General features: G+C 72.2%; 9 protein-coding genes and 1 rRNA gene. 8 read left to right on the forward strand and 2 right to left on the reverse strand.

Annotated elements, in window-relative coordinates:
- Together rrf and ACWGJO_RS07300 are read left to right on the forward strand one after the other, a co-directional pair.
- Window positions 1-87, forward strand: a 5S ribosomal RNA gene (gene rrf / locus ACWGJO_RS07295); the annotation flags it as partial.
- A gap of 59 nt (window positions 88-146) precedes the next feature.
- Window positions 147-992, forward strand: coding sequence for a phosphatase PAP2 family protein (locus ACWGJO_RS07300; protein ID WP_452182565.1), 846 nt, complete (start codon window positions 147-149; stop codon window positions 990-992).
- 20 nt (window positions 993-1,012) lie between these two features.
- On the opposite strand, the gene ACWGJO_RS07305 is transcribed toward ACWGJO_RS07300, so the two are convergent.
- A complete protein-coding gene (locus tag ACWGJO_RS07305) occupies window positions 1,013-1,576 on the reverse strand; it encodes a GPR1/FUN34/YaaH family transporter (protein WP_359913905.1) in 564 nt (187 codons plus the stop codon).
- Between the two features lie 339 nt (window positions 1,577-1,915).
- Window positions 1,916-4,477, reverse strand: a complete 2,562-nt coding sequence (locus ACWGJO_RS07310) for a SpoIIE family protein phosphatase (RefSeq protein ID WP_452182566.1) — start codon at window positions 4,475-4,477, stop codon at window positions 1,916-1,918.
- A gap of 481 nt (window positions 4,478-4,958) precedes the next feature.
- Here ACWGJO_RS07310 and ACWGJO_RS07315 point away from each other — a divergent pair, with 481 nt between their 5' ends.
- The 6 genes from ACWGJO_RS07315 (at window position 4,959) to pgsA (ending at window position 16,708) form a co-directional block, all read left to right on the forward strand.
- Window positions 4,959-9,560 (forward strand): HAMP domain-containing protein, encoded by a 4,602-nt coding sequence (locus tag ACWGJO_RS07315; RefSeq protein WP_387736174.1) that lies wholly within the window; start codon window positions 4,959-4,961, stop codon window positions 9,558-9,560.
- 293 nt (window positions 9,561-9,853) lie between these two features.
- Window positions 9,854-10,492, forward strand: coding sequence for a response regulator (locus ACWGJO_RS07320; protein ID WP_359913916.1), 639 nt, complete (start codon window positions 9,854-9,856; stop codon window positions 10,490-10,492).
- A 146-nt stretch (window positions 10,493-10,638) separates the two neighbouring features.
- Complete coding sequence (locus tag ACWGJO_RS07325; RefSeq protein ID WP_452182567.1) at window positions 10,639-13,311, forward strand: DNA translocase FtsK; 2,673 nt, start codon at window positions 10,639-10,641, stop codon at window positions 13,309-13,311.
- A gap of 281 nt (window positions 13,312-13,592) precedes the next feature.
- Window positions 13,593-14,456: a helix-turn-helix domain-containing protein gene (locus tag ACWGJO_RS07330; protein WP_452182568.1), complete on the forward strand. Its 864-nt coding sequence runs from the start codon at window positions 13,593-13,595 to the stop codon at window positions 14,454-14,456.
- Window positions 14,457-14,552: 96 nt separating this feature from the next.
- Window positions 14,553-16,073, forward strand: coding sequence for a 30S ribosomal protein S12 methylthiotransferase RimO (rimO, locus tag ACWGJO_RS07335; protein ID WP_401048230.1), 1,521 nt, complete (start codon window positions 14,553-14,555; stop codon window positions 16,071-16,073).
- The gene (pgsA, locus tag ACWGJO_RS07340; RefSeq protein WP_452182569.1) at window positions 16,070-16,708 is read left to right on the forward strand and encodes a CDP-diacylglycerol--glycerol-3-phosphate 3-phosphatidyltransferase; all 639 of its coding nucleotides are present in this window, start codon (window positions 16,070-16,072) and stop codon (window positions 16,706-16,708) included. Before rimO ends, pgsA begins: the two co-directional genes overlap by 4 nt.
- Window positions 16,709-16,720 lie beyond the last annotated feature (12 nt).

The following is a 16,720-nucleotide window of genomic DNA, read 5'->3' on the forward strand; positions in this document are numbered from 1 at the left end:
GGTTACATTCCGAACCCGGAAGCTAAGCCTTACAGCGCCGATGGTACTGCAGGGGGGACCCTGTGGGAGAGTAGGACGCCGCCGAACAATTATTCCAAAAAGCCCCTTCCCCACCGGGAAGGGGCTTTTTGCGTTACCCTCTGCCAATGCAGAACCTGACCCTGACCTGGCAGTCCGCCGGGGCCGCCGCCATCGGCCTCCACGCGGGCGCGTACGCCGCGGTGAAGGGCCGGAAGCCTGCGCTGTCCGGGCTGCTGCGGGAGGCCGGCACGCTGCTGGCGCTGTTCGCGCTCTGGCAGCTGGTCGGGCACCTCTCGGTGATGAGTACGGACCACGCGCTGGACCGCGCGAGCTGGATCCACCACACCGAGCAGCTGTTCGGGCTGCCGGACGAGGCGTCCTGGCAGCGGGCGGTCACGCCGTACCCGGTGTTGGTGAGGCTGGCGAACTACTACTACGCGGCCATGCACTTCGCCGTGATGCTGGGTGTGCTGCTCTGGGTGTTCGTGCGGCACCGCGAGCGCTACGCGTGGGTGCGCAACACGGTGGTGATCACGACCGCGGTCTGCCTGCTGGTGCAGTTCATCCCGGTGGCGCCGCCGCGGATGCTGCCGGAGAGCGGTTTCGTCGACGTGGCCGCCCAGTACGGGCAGTCGGTCTACGGCGGCGCGGTCGGCGGTGTGGTGGTGGCCGATCAGCTGTCGGCGATGCCCTCGGTGCACGTCGCCTGGTGCGTGCTGGCGGCGGTCGCGGTGATCCGGGTGTCGCGCAGTTCACTGCGATGGGTGATGGTGCTGCATCCGGTGCTGACGGTGGCCGTGGTGGTGGTGACGGCGAACCACTTCTGGTCGGACGGCATCGTGGCGGTGGTGATCCTGCTCCTCGCCTACGCCGTGCTGGCGTTGGCGGCACGCCGACGGGGCCGGGCCTCCGCCGGGACGGAGATCCGGCCCCGCGGCACCGCCGAGGAGCAGTTGGAGCAGGTGGGCTGACCGAGGTCGTTCCCGGCCGGTTACTTGACCGGCAGGGCGATCTTTCCCCAGGAGCCGTTGCTCAGTGCGGAGGTGGCCCAGTACCAGGCGGCCAGCCCGGAGACGGCCGCGATCCAGCCGGCGACCTTGGCCAGGCCGCCGTAGCCGCCGAAGGTGGCGATGGCGGAGAGCAGCAGGGAGACCGTCAGCAGGCCGTAGACGGCGCGGCCGAGCAGGCCCGAACCCCAGCTCGCGGCGGTGAGGGTGAGGGCGAGCAGGGCCCACAGCAGCAGGAAGAGTCCGGCGGCGTTCTTGCCCGCCCCTGCGGCCGTTGACCAGGTCGCCCAGAAGGCGCCGAGGGTGGTGAAGGCGGTTCCGGTGAAGCCCTCGCCGCCGCGGAGTTGCCAGAGGCCCGCGATGAAGAGGGTGACGCCGCCGAGGATATGGGCGAGGTGGGCCGCGTTCCCGGCTCCGGCGCCGTGCAGGATGCCGGTGGAGAGCAGGCCGTAGGCGAGCAGTGTGAGACCGAGTGCGAGGTAGCCGAGGTTACCCGCGTCGGCTCCGGTGGAGCGGGCGTTCGTTGCCCCGGAAGCGTCGTTGCTCACCGGAGGCTCCTTTCACTCTGGGCGCGCGCAGGGCGCAGTGACGCTGTGGTGTCGTCTCGATGAGTGGATGCGCGCGACCGCGCCGAAGGCGCACGGTTGTGAGTGTGCGCGGGCTGCGGTCGGAAGTGAGGGGCCATCGGAAGTGGTGGGCCAGCGGAGAGCCGCTGGTCGTGCCCCCGCCGGAGGGAATCTCCGGTGAGATCGGTCTACCCGACCCCGTTTCGCTTGTACCCTTGTGAATATAACAATTTGTGACTGCGTCAGCACGGCGCCGGCACGGCGCCGGCAAGGCACCGACGCCGCGCCGACACTCGTCGGCATACGCCGGCCTCCGGACGCTCAGGTCCTGCGCTGGGTGGGCACCCGGAGGGTCAGGATCGCCATGTCGTCGGACGGCGGCTCCGGGGCGAAGCGTTCGACCGCACGCTGCACCCTCGCCGCGACCGCCCCGGCGGTCAGGCCGGTACAGCCGGTGAGCACCTCGGCGAGGCCGTCGTCGCCCAGCATCCGCCGGCCCTCGCGGCGTTCGGTGACCCCGTCGGTGACACAGAGCAGGACCTCGCCGGGGGAGAGCACCAGGTGCTCGGCGGTGAGGTCGAGGTCGTCCATGACGCCGAGCAGCGGCTGCGGGGTGGCGGCCCGGTCGACCTGGCCGTCGGTGCGCAGCCGCAGCGGCAGCGGGTGGCCGGCACAGACCAGGGAGAGCTCGGTGCTGCCGTCCGGGCGGGGCGTCAGTTCGCCGTAGAGCAGGGTGAGGAAGCGGCTGCGCGAACCCTCGTCCAGGATGGCCGCGTTGAGCCGGCGCAGCACCTGCGGGGCGTCCAGGCCCTCGCGGGCGAGGAGCCGCAGCGAGTGCCGGGCCAGGCCGGTGACCGAGGCGGCCTCGGGGCCGGTGCCGCAGACGTCGCCGATGGCGAAGCCGTAGGTGCCCTCGCGGATGGTGAACAGGTCGTAGAAGTCGCCGCCGACCTCGTTGCCCTCGCCGGCCGCCTGGTAGTAGACGTCCACCTCGACGCCGGGGATCTCCGGCAGGTCCGGCGGGAGCAGGCTGCGCTGGAGGGCCTGGCTGGTGGCGGTGCGCTCGGAGTAGAGGCGGGAGTTGTCCAGGGCGAGGGCGGCCCGGCGGGAGAGGTCCTCGGCGAGTTCGAGGATCTCCTGGCGGAATCCGACGCCGGCCGGGACCCCGAGCACCAGCAGGCCGATGACGCGGTTGCGGGCGGTCAGTGCGAGGACGACGGTCTCGCCGAGCAGGCCGGCGAGTTCCGGGCTGTCGGCGAGGCCGCCCGCCTCGGCGGACTCGGCGAGGGCCGTCCAGAACCGGACGCCGTGGGCGGGGCCGGCCTCCGGCACGGGCGTCTTGTCGAGCAGGTCGCGCAGCGGGTCGATGCGGTCCTCGTCCTCGTGCAGGACGAAGGCGAGCCTGGCCGGTGAGGAGCGGTCGGCGGTGGTGTAGACGGCACACCAGGAGGCGAGGGTGGGGACGGCCATCTGGGCCATCAGCGCGAGGGTCTGCTCGTGTTCGAGGGTCCCGGCCAGCAGGTCGGAGGCCTCGACCAGGAAGGAGAGCGAGCCGCGGCGCAGCTGTTCGAGCTCGGTCAGCCGGGTGCTCTCGACAGCGAGGGCGACCCGGTCGGCGGCGAACTGCAGGCGCAGCGCGTCCTCGTTGTCGTAGCGGCCGGGCACGGCGGCGGCGATGCCCAGCGAACCGATCAGCCGGCCCTCGACCTTGAGCGGGACGGTGATCAGGGAGCGCATCCCGCTGTCGGAGAGCAGTGGCAGGCCGGTGGGCCGGGCGGAGAGGTCCTCGTGGACGGAGGGCAGCCGGGCGGAGTCGTAGCGGTTGCCGGTGTCGACCGGGAAGCGGGTGTGCCTGCGGTGTCCGGAGGTGAGGCCGGTGGCGGCGCGGACCTCGAACTCGGCCTCGTCGTCGGTGGTGAGCAGCAGGTACGCGGCATCGCCGTCGAGCAGGTCGCGGGCGCGTTCGACGGTGCGCTGGAGCAGGGTGTCGAGGTCGTCGGTGGCGACCGGGCCGGCCAGCAGGTCGAGCCGGGGGCCGGCCGGGTCGGGGCGCTCGCCGGGCAGGGCCCGGGCGGGGGAGCGCAGCACCGCGCGGTCGGGTTCGAGGACCAGCAGGCAGAGGGTGGAGGGGACGCCCTCGGTGTCGCGCAGCCGGACCTGGACGCCGTACACCTCGACCTCCTGGCCGTCCTGGCGGCGGATGCCGTAGCCGCCCTCCCAACGGGCCATCCGCAGGGTGTCGGTCAGGCCGAGGCCGCGGGCGGGGGACTTGGGCCAGACCGCGAGGTCGGCCCAGGGGTGGCCGAGGACGGCCGCGGCGGGGTACTGGAAGAGCGCCTCGGCGTCCGGGTTCCAGGCCAGCACCCGGCCGTCCTCGTCGAGCTGGACGACGGCGACGCGCACCGGGCCGGGGCCGCTGGGCAGATCGCTGCCGGGGGTCGCGGGAACGGCGTAGCGGGTCCCGGACACGTGTGCGGGCAGCGCGAGGCGGAACCAGACGGTCTTGCGGCCGGCCGCGTACTCGACGCCCCACCGTTCCGAGAGGGCGGAGCACATCAGCAGGCCGCGACCGCCCTCGCCGTCCGGGTCGGCGTAGCGGTCGGAGCCGGTGACCGGACCGTCGCCGAGCGAGGGCAGGCCGCGCTCGGGGTGGTGGTCGGTGACCTCGATCCGGACGCTCTCCTCCTCGCGCAGGCAGCAGACCTCCGCGGCGGTGCCGGCGTGCACGACGGCGTTGGTGACGAGCTCGCTGACCAGCACGACCGCGTCGTCGACGACCTCGGGCAGGCCCCAGCCGAGCAGCGCGTCCCGGACGAACCCCCGTGCGGCGGCCGCGGACCGGCCGTCGGGATCGAAGGTGGCGGCTGCGCGCGCGGTGACCACGTTGCCACTTCTCCTCTGCTGCTCTTGCCCTGGCTGTCCGGGGTGCGGCGCCGAATCCCCGTGCGCGCCGTCGGGGTGAGCGGCGGCGCTGGGTCGGGTCGTGGCCCGGTGCAGCGCTCCACCCTACTTTCCGCTTGGTTCCCCGTGGGGACGGGGAGTCGAAACAGGCACCTGAGGGTGATTCTGCCCACCTGTTTCGGACGGTGCGGTACGAACCGAGCACAACCGGCCGTGCACCCGGTGCCGGTGCTGCCAGACTGGGGGGTCCGCGACGGCCGGTGGGAGCAGTACGGTCGTGTGGGTGCCGGCGCGTCGCGGACCGTCGGTACGCAGCCCAGCCGGGCCGGTGCCCGGGTGCGTGCCGCACCGGCACGGTCGGTCACCGGACAGTTCACGATGTGGGAGGGGCCCGTTGAGTTCGGCCACCAAGGACGCAACCGGAACGACGCCGCCCACTGCGCGCGGTGGACGCCCCGGGGCCGTGCCGCGGAACGCGGCCGGCCGACGGGCGCCGGGCCACAACCGTGGCGCGGAGCCCGCCGAGCTGCGCAAGCTGCTGTCGGCGCTGACCGCGATGAGGGACGGCAACTTCCGCCGCCGGCTGACCGTCCCGGGGGACGGGCCGCTGGCCGAGATCGCCGCGGTGTTCAACGAGGTCGCCGAGCGCAACCAGCACCTGACCGGTGAACTGGCGAGGGTCCGGCGCGCGGTGGGCCGCGAGGGCCGGCTGAACGAGCGGCTGGAGACCGGCGCGGGCGAGGGCGCCTGGATGGCGGCGGTCGACAACTGCAACGCGCTGATCGACGACCTGGCCCGCCCGATGGCCGAGGTGGGCCGGGTGCTCACCTCGATCGCCGAGGGCGACCTGGACCAGAAGATGGAGCTGCGCTCGCTGCACAGCAACGGGGTGAGCCACCCGCTGCGCGGCGAGTACCTGAAGATCGGGCGGACCGTCAACGGGCTGGTGGACCAGCTCTCCGAGTTCACCGACGAGGTGACCCGGGTGGCCCGTGAGGTCGGTACCGAGGGCAAGCTCGGCGGCCAGGCCAAGGTCCGCAGCGTGTCCGGCAGTTGGAAGGACCTGGCGGACTCGGTCAACACCATGGCGGGCCGGCTGACCGCCCAGGTGCGCAACATCGCCCAGGTGACCACGGCGGTGGCCAAGGGCGATCTGTCCCGCAAGGTCACCGTCGAGGTGGCCGGCGAGATGCTGGAGCTGAAGAACACCGTCAACACGATGGTCGACCAGCTGAACGGGTTCGCCGCCCAGGTCACCACGGTGGCCCGGGACGTGGGGACGGAGGGCCGGCTCGGCGGTCAGGCCCAGGTGCCGGGTGTGGCCGGGGTCTGGCGCGACCTGACCGACTCGGTGAACTTCATGGCGAACAACCTGACCGGCCAGGTGCGCAACATCGCCCAGGTGACGACCGCGGTCGCCAAGGGCGACCTGTCGCAGAAGATCGAGGTGGACGCGCGCGGCGAGATGCTGGAGCTGAAGAACACCATCAACACGATGGTCGACCAGCTCTCCGGCTTCGCCGAGCAGGTGACCCGGGTGGCCCGTCAGGTGGGCACCGAGGGACGGCTCGGTGGTCAGGCGCAGGTGCCCTGGGCGGCCGGGGTCTGGCGGGACCTGACCGACAACGTCAACTTCATGGCGAACAACCTCACCGATCAGGTGCGCAACATCGCCCAGGTGACGACCGCGGTCGCCAAGGGCGACCTGTCGCAGAAGATCCAGGTGGACGCGCGCGGGGAGATCCTCGAGCTGAAGAACACCATCAACACGATGGTGGACCAGCTGGGCGCCTTCGCGGACGAGGTCACCCGGGTCGCCCGGGACGTGGGCACCGAGGGCATCCTCGGCGGCCAGGCCAGCGTGCCCGGCGTGGCCGGGATCTGGAAGGACCTGACCAACTCCGTCAACCTGATGGCCAACAACCTGACCAGCCAGGTCCGGAACATCGCCGAGGTGACCACGGCGGTGGCGCGCGGCGACGTCTCCAAGAAGATCACCGTCGACGCCCGGGGCGAGATCCTGGAGCTGGTGACGACCGTCAACACGATGGTGGACCAGCTGTCGGCGTTCGCCGACGAGGTGACCCGGGTGGCCCGGGAGGTGGGCACCGAGGGCATCCTGGGCGGCCAGGCCCGGGTGCGCGGGGTGTCGGGCATCTGGAAGGACCTGACCGACAACGTCAACTTCATGGCGTCGAACCTGACCGGGCAGGTACGCAACATCGCCGAGGTCGCCGGTGCGGTGGCCCGCGGCGACCTCTCCAAGAAGATCGCCATCGACGCCCAGGGCGAGGTGGCGGCGCTCGCCGCGACCCTCAACACCATGGTCGACCAGCTGTCCTCCTTCGCGGTGGAGGTCACCCGGGTGGCCCGCGAGGTCGGCACCGACGGCACCCTGGGCGGCCAGGCCAGCGTGCCCGGCGTGGCCGGCATCTGGAAGGACCTGACCGACAACGTCAACCAGATGGCCAACAACCTCACCGGCCAGGTGCGGAACATCGCGCTGGTGATCACCGCGGTGGCCCGCGGCGACCTCTCGCAGAAGATCGACGTCGACGCGCGCGGCGAGATCCTCCAGCTCAAGACCAACATCAACACCATGGTCGACCAGCTGTCGGCCTTCGCCGACGAGGTGACCCGGGTGGCCCGCGAGGTGGGCACCGACGGGCGGCTCGGCGGCCAGGCCCGGGTGCCCGGCGTGGACGGCACCTGGCAGGACCTCACCGAGTCGGTGAACGAGCTGGCCAACAACCTGACCCGGCAGGTGCGCGCGATCGCCCAGGTCGCCACCGCGGTCACCAGGGGCGACCTGAGCCTGCGGATCGACGTGGACGCCGCGGGCGAGCTCGACGAGCTCAAGGACAACATCAACCAGATGATCGCCAACCTGCGCGAGACCACCCGCACCAACCAGGAGCAGGACTGGCTCAAGACCAACCTGGCCCGGATCTCCGGTCTGCTCCAGGGCCGCCGGGACCTGGAGGCGGTCGCCTCGCTGATCATGACCGAGCTGACCCCGGTGGTCTCCGCCCAGCACGGAGCCTTCTTCCTCGCCCAGCCGGCCGGCCGCACCGCCGAGCTGATCACCGAGGACGACGACGAGAACGACACCGTGCTGCGCCTGATCGGCAGCTACGGCTACCAGCGGCGGGCGATGCCGACCACCTTCCGTCCCGGCGAGTCGCTGATCGGCCAGGCCGCGGTGGAGAAGCGGGCGATCATCCTCAAGGAGGCGCCGCCCGGGTACCTGAAGATCGCCTCCGGGCTCGGCGAGGCCTCCCCGGCCCACATCGTGGTGCTGCCGGTGCTGTTCGAGGGACGGCTGCTGGGCGTGATCGAACTGGCCACCTTCAGCTCCTTCACCACCGTCGCGCTGGACTTCCTGAACCAGATCGCGGACCTCATCGGCGTCACGGTCAACACCATCAGCGTCAACACCAAGACCGAGGGCCTGCTGCTGGAGTCCCAGCGCCTCACCGCCGAACTCTCGATGCGGTCAGCCGAGTTGGAGGCCCGCCAGGAGGAACTGGAGCGCACCAACGAGGAGTTGCAGGAGAAGGCCGAGCAACTCGCCCAGCAGAACCGCGACATCGAGATCAAGAACGGCGAGATCGAGGAGGCCCGGCAGGTCCTGGAGGAGCGTGCCGAGCAGCTCGCCCTGGCCTCCCGGTACAAGAGCGAGTTCCTCGCCAACATGTCGCACGAGCTGCGCACCCCGCTCAACTCGCTGCTGATCCTGGCCAAGCTGCTCTCCGACAACAACGAGGGCAACCTCTCGCCGAAGCAGGTCGAGTTCGCCGACACCATCCACGGCGCCGGCTCCGACCTGCTCCAGCTGATCAACGACATCCTCGACCTGTCCAAGGTCGAGGCCGGCAAGATGGACGTCCGCCCGGCCCGGATCGCGCTGGTCCAGCTGGTCGACTACGTCGAGGCCACCTTCCAGCCGGTCGCGCTGGACAAGAACCTGGACTTCGCCGTCCGGGTCTCGCCCGCCCTGCCGGTCACCCTGCACACCGACGAGCAGCGGCTCCAGCAGGTGCTGCGCAACCTGATCTCCAACGCGGTGAAGTTCACCGACGCCGGAGCCGTCGACTTCTCGATCCGCCCGGCCGGCCGGGAGGTCCCGCAGGACGTGCGCGAGCGGCTGCTGGAGTCCGGCTCGATCCAGGGCCCGGACGACGAGCTGATCGCCTTCGCGGTCTCCGACACCGGCATCGGCATCCCCGGGAACAAGCTGCGCGAGATCTTCGAGGCGTTCAAGCAGGCCGACGGCACCACCAGCCGCAAGTACGGCGGCACCGGCCTCGGCCTGTCCATCAGCCGCGAGATCGCCCGGCTGCTCGGCGGCGAGATCCACGCCGAGAGCGAGCTGGGCAAGGGCTCGACCTTCACGCTCTACCTGCCGCTGCGCACCGAGGCCCCGGAGGCCGTCGGCGACCCCCGCTCGACCGTGCCGGCCGCCCTGGCGCCGCGCGCCTCGGTCGGGGTGACCCCGGTGGGCCTGCCGGTGCCGGTCGGCGAGAACCCGGCCGACCACTGGGCCCAGGAGGTCCGCGAGCTGGCCGAGGAGCGCCGCCGCGGCGCGGTGGAGCGCCGGCGCAGTGCCGCTCTGGAGAGCGCCGCCGGACCGCGGACGGTGGAGCCCCTCCAGCCCCGCCCGGTCAACGGCGACCGGCGCTTCGACGGCCAGCAGGTGCTGATCGTGGACGACGACGTCCGCAACGTGTTCGCGCTCACCAGCGTGCTGGAGCAGCACGGCCTGACCGTCCTGTACGCCGAGAACGGCCGCGAGGGCATCGAGATGCTGGAGCAGCACGAGAACGTGGCGCTGGTCCTGATGGACATCATGATGCCGGAGATGGACGGCTACGCGACCACCGAGGCGATCCGCCGGATGCCCCAGTTCGCGGGCCTGCCGATCATCGCGCTGACCGCCAAGGCGATGAAGGGCGACCGGGAGAAGTCGCTGCAGGCGGGTGCCACCGACCACATCACCAAGCCGGTGGAGACCGACCACCTGCTGTCGGTCATGCGCGAGTGGCTGAACGCGGACCGCGCGTGATCGCGGGGGAGGCGTGAACCCCGGACCGGGCCCCGGGGTTCACGTCGGCCGGTCGGCCGGTTTGCTGGCGGTCGGGCCCGGGAACCGGGTAGGGTCACCGATCGTTGCGAACAGTGACCGGATGGCGACACGCTGCTGAGCGTGCGCCGGAGCACTGGCTGCGCGCCGCCCCGGATCGGGTCACGACGGGGCGATGTGCCGGGCGAGGGGGTGCGGCTAGCATGACCGGGGTAGCGGTGGGCAGTACGCGGGTGCCTGCACCGGGCGGCAGGCAGGCGACAGGAGGGCGAGCCCTGATGCAGAAGGCCAAGATCCTCCTGGTCGACGACCGACCGGAGAACCTGCTGGCGCTGGAGGCGATCCTCTCGGCCCTGGACCAGACACTGGTCCGTGCGGCCTCGGGTGAGGAGGCGCTGAAGGCGCTGCTCACCGACGACTTCGCGGTGATCCTGCTGGACGTCCAGATGCCGGGGATGGACGGCTTCGAGACCGCCGCCCATATCAAGCGCCGCGAGCGCACCCGGGACATCCCGATCATCTTCCTGACCGCGATCAACCACGGCCCGCACCACACCTTCCGCGGCTACGCGGCCGGCGCGGTGGATTACATCTCCAAGCCCTTCGACCCGTGGGTGCTGCGCGCCAAGGTCTCCGTCTTCGTCGACCTGTACGCGAAGAACTGCCAGCTGAAGGAGCAGGCCGCGCTGCTGCGCCTGCAGCTGGAGGAGGGCGGCGACGAGCGGGCCCTCGGCGGGGCGCTGCTGGGTGAGCTGTCCGCGCGGCTGGCGGCGGTCGAGGAGCAGGCGGAGGCGCTCGGCAAGCAGCTGGACGGGGGCGAGGACGCCGGGGTGGCCGCCACCGCGGCGCACCTGGAGCGCAAGCTCGCCGGGCTGCGCCGGGCCCTGGACGCGATGCGCCCGGGCAGTTCCTGATCCCCTGCCGGGGTTCACCCGTCCGGGTGGTCCGGTGCGGCGACCGGGTGAATCCCGGTCAGGGTGACGGTGTGTCTGCGACACGCCCCGGCGCCCGGACTCGGGCACATGTGCAGTGGTCGCCGGCCCCGGTAGGCTGCTGACCCATGGCCACTCGCACGCCCGGGAACGCAGCACGTAAGTCGAGTCCGGGAGCGTCCGGGAAGGCCGCGGCGAAGGCCCCGGGCAAGCCGCCCGCGAAGAAGGCGGCGGCCGGGAAGGCGGCCCCCGCGAAGAAGGCGGCGGCCAAGCCGGCCGCACCCGCGCCGAAGCCGTCCAGATCGGTGCTGATGGGCGCGCTCAACGCCCTCGCCAGCCCGATCGCGGCGATCTTCCGGGGCTTCGGCGACGGCGCCAAGAACCTGCATCCGGACCACCGCAAGGACGGCGTGGGCCTGCTGCTCTTCGCGCTCGCGCTGGTGACCGCGGCCGGCACCTGGTTCAGCCCGCAAGGCTGGCTGGGTGAGGGGGCCACCGCCGTGGTGTCCGGGCTGTTCGGCCGGCTCGACGTGCTGGTGCCCTTCCTGCTGGCCGCGATGGCGATCAGGCTCTGGCGCCACCCGGAGCTGCCGGAGGCCAACGGGCGGATCATGATCGGGCTGAGCGCGCTGCTGGTCGGCGTCCTCGGCCTGGTCCACATCGGCTGCGGCGCGCCCATGATGGGCAGCGGCGCCTCCCGGATAAGGGCGGCCGGCGGAATCATCGGCTGGGCCGCGTCCACCCCGATGATGGCCGCCGCCGGGCCGGCGCTCGCCGTGCCGCTGCTCCTGCTGCTGGCCTTCTTCGGCCTGCTGGTGGTCACCGCCACCCCGATCAACCGGATCGGCGAGCGGGTGCGGGGGATCGGCATACGGCTGGGCGTGGTCGAGCCCGGGCCGGAGGACGGGCGGTGGGGGCGCGCGCCGGAGCGCGAGCTGTCCACCGACCCGCCGGAGGACGCCGACCCCGACGCGCTGCCGTTCACCGTGGACACCGACAGTGACGATCCCTCGGACGAGGTGGCGGCCCGCCGGCGCCGCCGTCGGCGCAAGCCCGCCGAGGAGCCGGAGGACGCCGAGCGGATCTCCCTGGACAAGGAGCCGCTGGACCCCTACGCCACCCGCGACCTCGCCGCCGGCGCGGCCGCGGACCTGGACGGCGCCCTGGTCTACGGCGTGCCCGCCTCCTCCGCTGTGGCGGACATGATGCACCAGGTGCAGGACCGCACCGCCCCGCCGGAGGAGGCCGCGGTCCCCGCCGCCCGCAGCGGCGGCCCGGGCGCGCCCGAGGAGCACGGCGCGGCACCGGTGCGGATGGAGCAGCTGCAGTTCGGCGAGGGCGCCACCTACGCCCTGCCCCCGCTCGACCTGCTGGAGCGCGGCGGCCCGGCCAAGGCCCGCAGCGCCCTCAACGACGAGGTGGTCGCCCAGCTCACCGGCACCTTCGCCGAGTTCAAGGTGGACGCCAAGGTCACCGGCTTCACCCGGGGGCCAACGGTCACCCGCTACGAGGTCGAGCTCGGCCCGGCCGTCAAGGTGGAGCGGATCACCGCGCTCGCCAAGAACATCGCGTACGCGGTGGCCAGCCCGGACGTGCGGATCATCAGCCCGATCCCCGGAAAGTCCGCCGTCGGGATCGAGATCCCCAACCGGGACCGCGAGATGGTCAACCTCGGCGACCTGCTGCGCTCGCGCACGGCCGCCGAGGACACCCACCCGATGGTCGTCGGCATGGGCAAGGACGTCGAGGGCCACACCGTGATGGCCAACCTCGCCAAGATGCCGCACATCCTGGTGGCCGGCGCGACCGGCGCGGGCAAGTCCTCCTGCATCAACTGCCTGATCACCTCGATCCTCGCCCGGGCCACCCCGGACGAGGTGCGGATGGTGCTGGTCGACCCCAAGCGGGTCGAGCTGACCGCGTACGAGGGCATCCCGCACCTGATCACGCCGATCATCACCAACCCCAAGAAGGCCGCCGAGGCCCTCCAGTGGGTGGTGCGCGAGATGGACATGCGCTACGACGACCTCGCGGCGTTCGGTTTCCGGCACGTGGACGACTTCAACGCGGCGGTGCGGGCCGGCAGGGTCACCCCGCCGCTCGGCAGCGAGCGCGAGCTGACGCCGTACCCGTACCTGCTGGTGATCGTCGACGAGCTGGCCGACCTGATGATGGTCGCGCCGCGCGACGTCGAGGACTCGGTGGTCCGGATCACCCAGCTGGCCCGCGCGGCCGGCATCCACCTGGTGCTCGCCACCCAGCGGCCCTCGGTGGACGTGGTCACCGGCCTGATCAAGGCCAACGTGCCGTCCCGGCTGGCCTTCGCGACCTCCGCGATGGCCGACTCCCGGGTCATCCTGGACCAGCCCGGCGCCGAGAAGCTGATCGGCAAGGGCGACGCGCTCTTCCTGCCGATGGGCGCCAGCAAGCCGATCCGCATGCAGGGCGCGTTCGTCACCGAGGCGGAGATCGCCAGGGTGGTGCAGCACTGCAAGGACCAGCTGACCGCCGTCTACCGGGACGACGTGACGGTCGGGGGCGGGCCGAAGAAGGAGATCGACGAGGAGATCGGCGACGACCTGGACCTGCTGATCCAGGCGGCCGAGCTGGTGGTCTCCACCCAGTTCGGCTCGACCTCGATGCTCCAGCGCAAGCTCCGGGTCGGCTTCGCGAAGGCGGGCCGGCTGATGGACCTGATGGAGTCGCGCGGGATCGTCGGTCCGAGCGAGGGCTCCAAGGCCCGCGACGTGCTGGTGAAGCCGGACGAGCTGGACGGGGTGCTGATCACCCTTCGGGGCTGACGGCCGGGCCCCGTCGGGGCCCGGCCCGTGTCCTGGGCGAGGTGTCACTCGTTCGGAGGAGGGTAGGCGCCGCGTGGGGAACCGAACGTGCGTACACCGCGTCACACCGCGGAAAGCGGACCCCGGGTTCCCCGCGCGGCCGCGCTGACGGCCCGTCGGCGCGGCTCCGGACCCCGGTCGGACCGGGAGTGCGCATTCGGCCCGGTCCGCTTGAGAATCGATCCGCCCACGCCCCTAGACTGTTCCCCAGCAGGTGGCCATCCGCTCGAAAGGCGTGCCCCGTGACCATCGGCAAGTCCTCCGACCGCGAGAACACCATGCCGTCCGTCGAACCGGCCGACGACGTGGTGGAGGCGGCCGATGCCCCGAGCATCGGCCGGGTGCTGTCCACCGCCCGGATCGACGCGGGGCTCACGGTGGACCAGGTGAGTACCGCCACCCGGGTCCGGGTGCCGATCGTCCATGCCATCGAGGCGGACGACTTCGCCCGCTGCGGCGGCGACTTCTACGCACGCGGGCACATCCGCCTGATCGCCCGGGTGGTCGGCCTGGACGGCGAGGCGCTGGTCGCCCGGTACGACGCCGCGCACGGCGGCCCGCCCGCCGCCAGGCGTCCGGCGACCCAGCTGATCGACAGCGGGCCGATCAAGGTGCCCCGCCGCGGCCGGCCGAACTGGGCGGCCGCCATGGTCGCCGCGATCGTCGCCGTGGTCGTGCTGATCGGCTTCAACCTGGTCAGTGGCACGGGCGGGCACGGCACCACCGGCTCGGCCAGCGCGCCGCTGCCCAGCGGCGCGGGGACCGGCTCGGTGGCCCCCGCCGCCACGCCCGCCGTCCAGCCGCCGGCTCCCGTGCCCAGCGCCGCCGCGATCGCCGCCGTCCCGGCCGACAAGGTCACCGTGAAGCTGGTCGCCGAGGGCACCAGCTGGGTCTCGGCGATGGACGGCAGCGGCAAATCGCTGTTCCAGAACAACATCAGCAACGGCCAGGACCAGACCTTCACCGACCCCCGGCAGATCAAGCTGGTGCTCGGCAACGGCGGGGCCGTGCACGCGTACGTCAACGGGAAGGACCTCGGCCTCCTCGGCAAGGACGGCCAGGTGGTGCACGTCACGTACACCCCCGGAGACCCGCAGGCTGGCTGACCACAGGGGCCGGACGGCCCTCTGATGATCAGCTGATCCGAGGCGCGCGGACTCCGGGGCCAACGGCACCGGAGCCCGCGCGTTAATCTTGGGCCTATGCCTGAACGCCGTACTGTCGCCCTTGTCACGCTCGGATGCGCCCGCAACGAGGTGGACTCCGAGGAACTCGCCGGGCGACTGGAAGCCGACGGCTGGTTGCTCGTCGACGACGCCGCCGAAGCGGACGTCGCCGTGGTCAACACCTGCGGCTTCGTCGAGGCCGCCAAGAAGGACTCCGTGGACGCCCTGCTGGAGGCCAACGACCTCAAGGGGCACGGCCGCACCCAGGCCGTCGTCGCGGTCGGCTGCATGGCCGAGCGGTACGGCAAGGAGCTCGCCGACGCGCTGCCCGAGGCCGACGGCGTGCTCGGCTTCGACGACTACACCAACATCTCCGACCGCCTGCAGACGATCCTCTCCGGCGGCCACCACGCCCCGCACCTGCCGCGCGACCGCCGCAAGCTGCTGCCGGTCAGCCCGGCCGAGCGGCAGTCCGCCGCCGAGGCCGTCGCGCTGCCCGGCCACGGCGCCGAGGCCCCCGCCGAGCCGATCACCGACCTGCCCGACGGCCTCGCCCCCGCCTCCGGCCCGCGCACCCTGCGCAAGCGGCTGGACGACAACCCGGTGGCCTCGGTCAAGCTCGCCTCCGGCTGCGACCGCCGCTGCTCCTTCTGCGCCATCCCGGCCTTCCGCGGCTCCTTCATCTCCCGGCGCCCCTCCGACGTGCTGAACGAGGCCCAGTGGCTGGCCGGGCAGGGCGTGCGCGAGATCGTCCTGGTGAGCGAGAACAACACCTCGTACGGCAAGGACCTCGGCGACATCCGGCTGCTGGAGACGCTGCTCGGCGAGATCGCCGCGATCGAGGGCGTCGAGCGGGTCCGGGTCTCCTACCTCCAGCCGGCCGAGATGCGCCCGGGTCTGATCGACTCGATGACCGGGACCGCCGACGTGGTGCCCTACTTCGACCTGTCCTTCCAGCACTCGGCACCCGCCGTGCTGCGCCGGATGCGCCGGTTCGGCTCCACCGACCAGTTCCTGGAACTGCTGGGGACCATCCGCGGCAAGGCCCCGCAGGCCGGTGCCCGGTCCAACTTCATCGTCGGCTTCCCCGGTGAGACCGAGGAGGACTTCGCCGAGCTCGAGCGCTTCGTCACCCACGCCGGGCTGGACGCGATCGGCGTCTTCGGCTATTCGGACGAGGACGGCACCGAGGCCGCGACCTACGACGGCAAGCTCGCCGAGGACGTGATCGCCGACCGCCTGGACCGGCTGAGCCGGCTGGCCGAGGAGATGACCGCCCAGCGGGCCGAGCAGCGGATCGGCACCGAGGTCGAGGTGCTGATCGAGTCGGTCGAGGACGGCGTGGTCGAGGGCCGCTCCGCCCACCAGGCCCCGGAGACCGACGGCCTGACCACCCTCACCGGCGTCGAGGCGCCCGGGATCGGCCAGTTCTGGCGGGCCAAGGTGGTCGCCAGCGAGGGCGTCGACCTGATCGCCGAGGCGCTGGAGCAGGTGCGACCGCCCAGGACCCCGGGCGCCGAGGTCGCGGGGGCCAAGGTCTCGGGAGTCGGGGAATGACCAAGGGGCCCGTCGCCCCGGCCGCGGCCCACCCGGGCAGACCGGTGGCCGCGGCGGCGTCCGCCCCGGGGATCTGGAACATCGCCAACGTGCTCACGATGGTCCGGGTGCTGCTGGTGCCGGTCTTCGTGGCCCTGCTGTTCGCCGACGACGGGCACAACCCCAAGTGGCGCGCGGTCGCCTGGGCGGCGTTCGCGATCGCGATGATCACCGACCTGTTCGACGGCGAGCTCGCCCGGCGCAAGGGCCTGGTCACCGACTTCGGCAAGATCGCCGACCCGATCGCCGACAAGGCGATCATGGGGTCGGCGCTGATCGGCCTCTCGGTGCTCGGCGACCTGCCCTGGTGGGTCACCGTGGTGATCCTGGCCCGCGAGCTCGGCATCACGCTGATGCGCTTCTGGGTGATCCGCTACGGCGTCATCCCGGCCAGCCGCGGCGGCAAGCTCAAGACGCTCACCCAGGGCACCGCGGTCGGCATGTACGTGCTGCCGCTGACCGGCTGGCTGGCCACCGGGCGGGCCGTGCTGATGGGCCTGGCGGTACTGCTGACCGTCGGCACCGCGCTGGACTACATCGGACAGGCGCTGCGACTGCGCCGCGAGGGACAGGCCGCGGCCCGGGCCGGCCGCTGAGCGACGGGGGAG

The sequence above is a fragment of the Kitasatospora sp. NPDC054795 genome, from assembly GCF_053611565.1.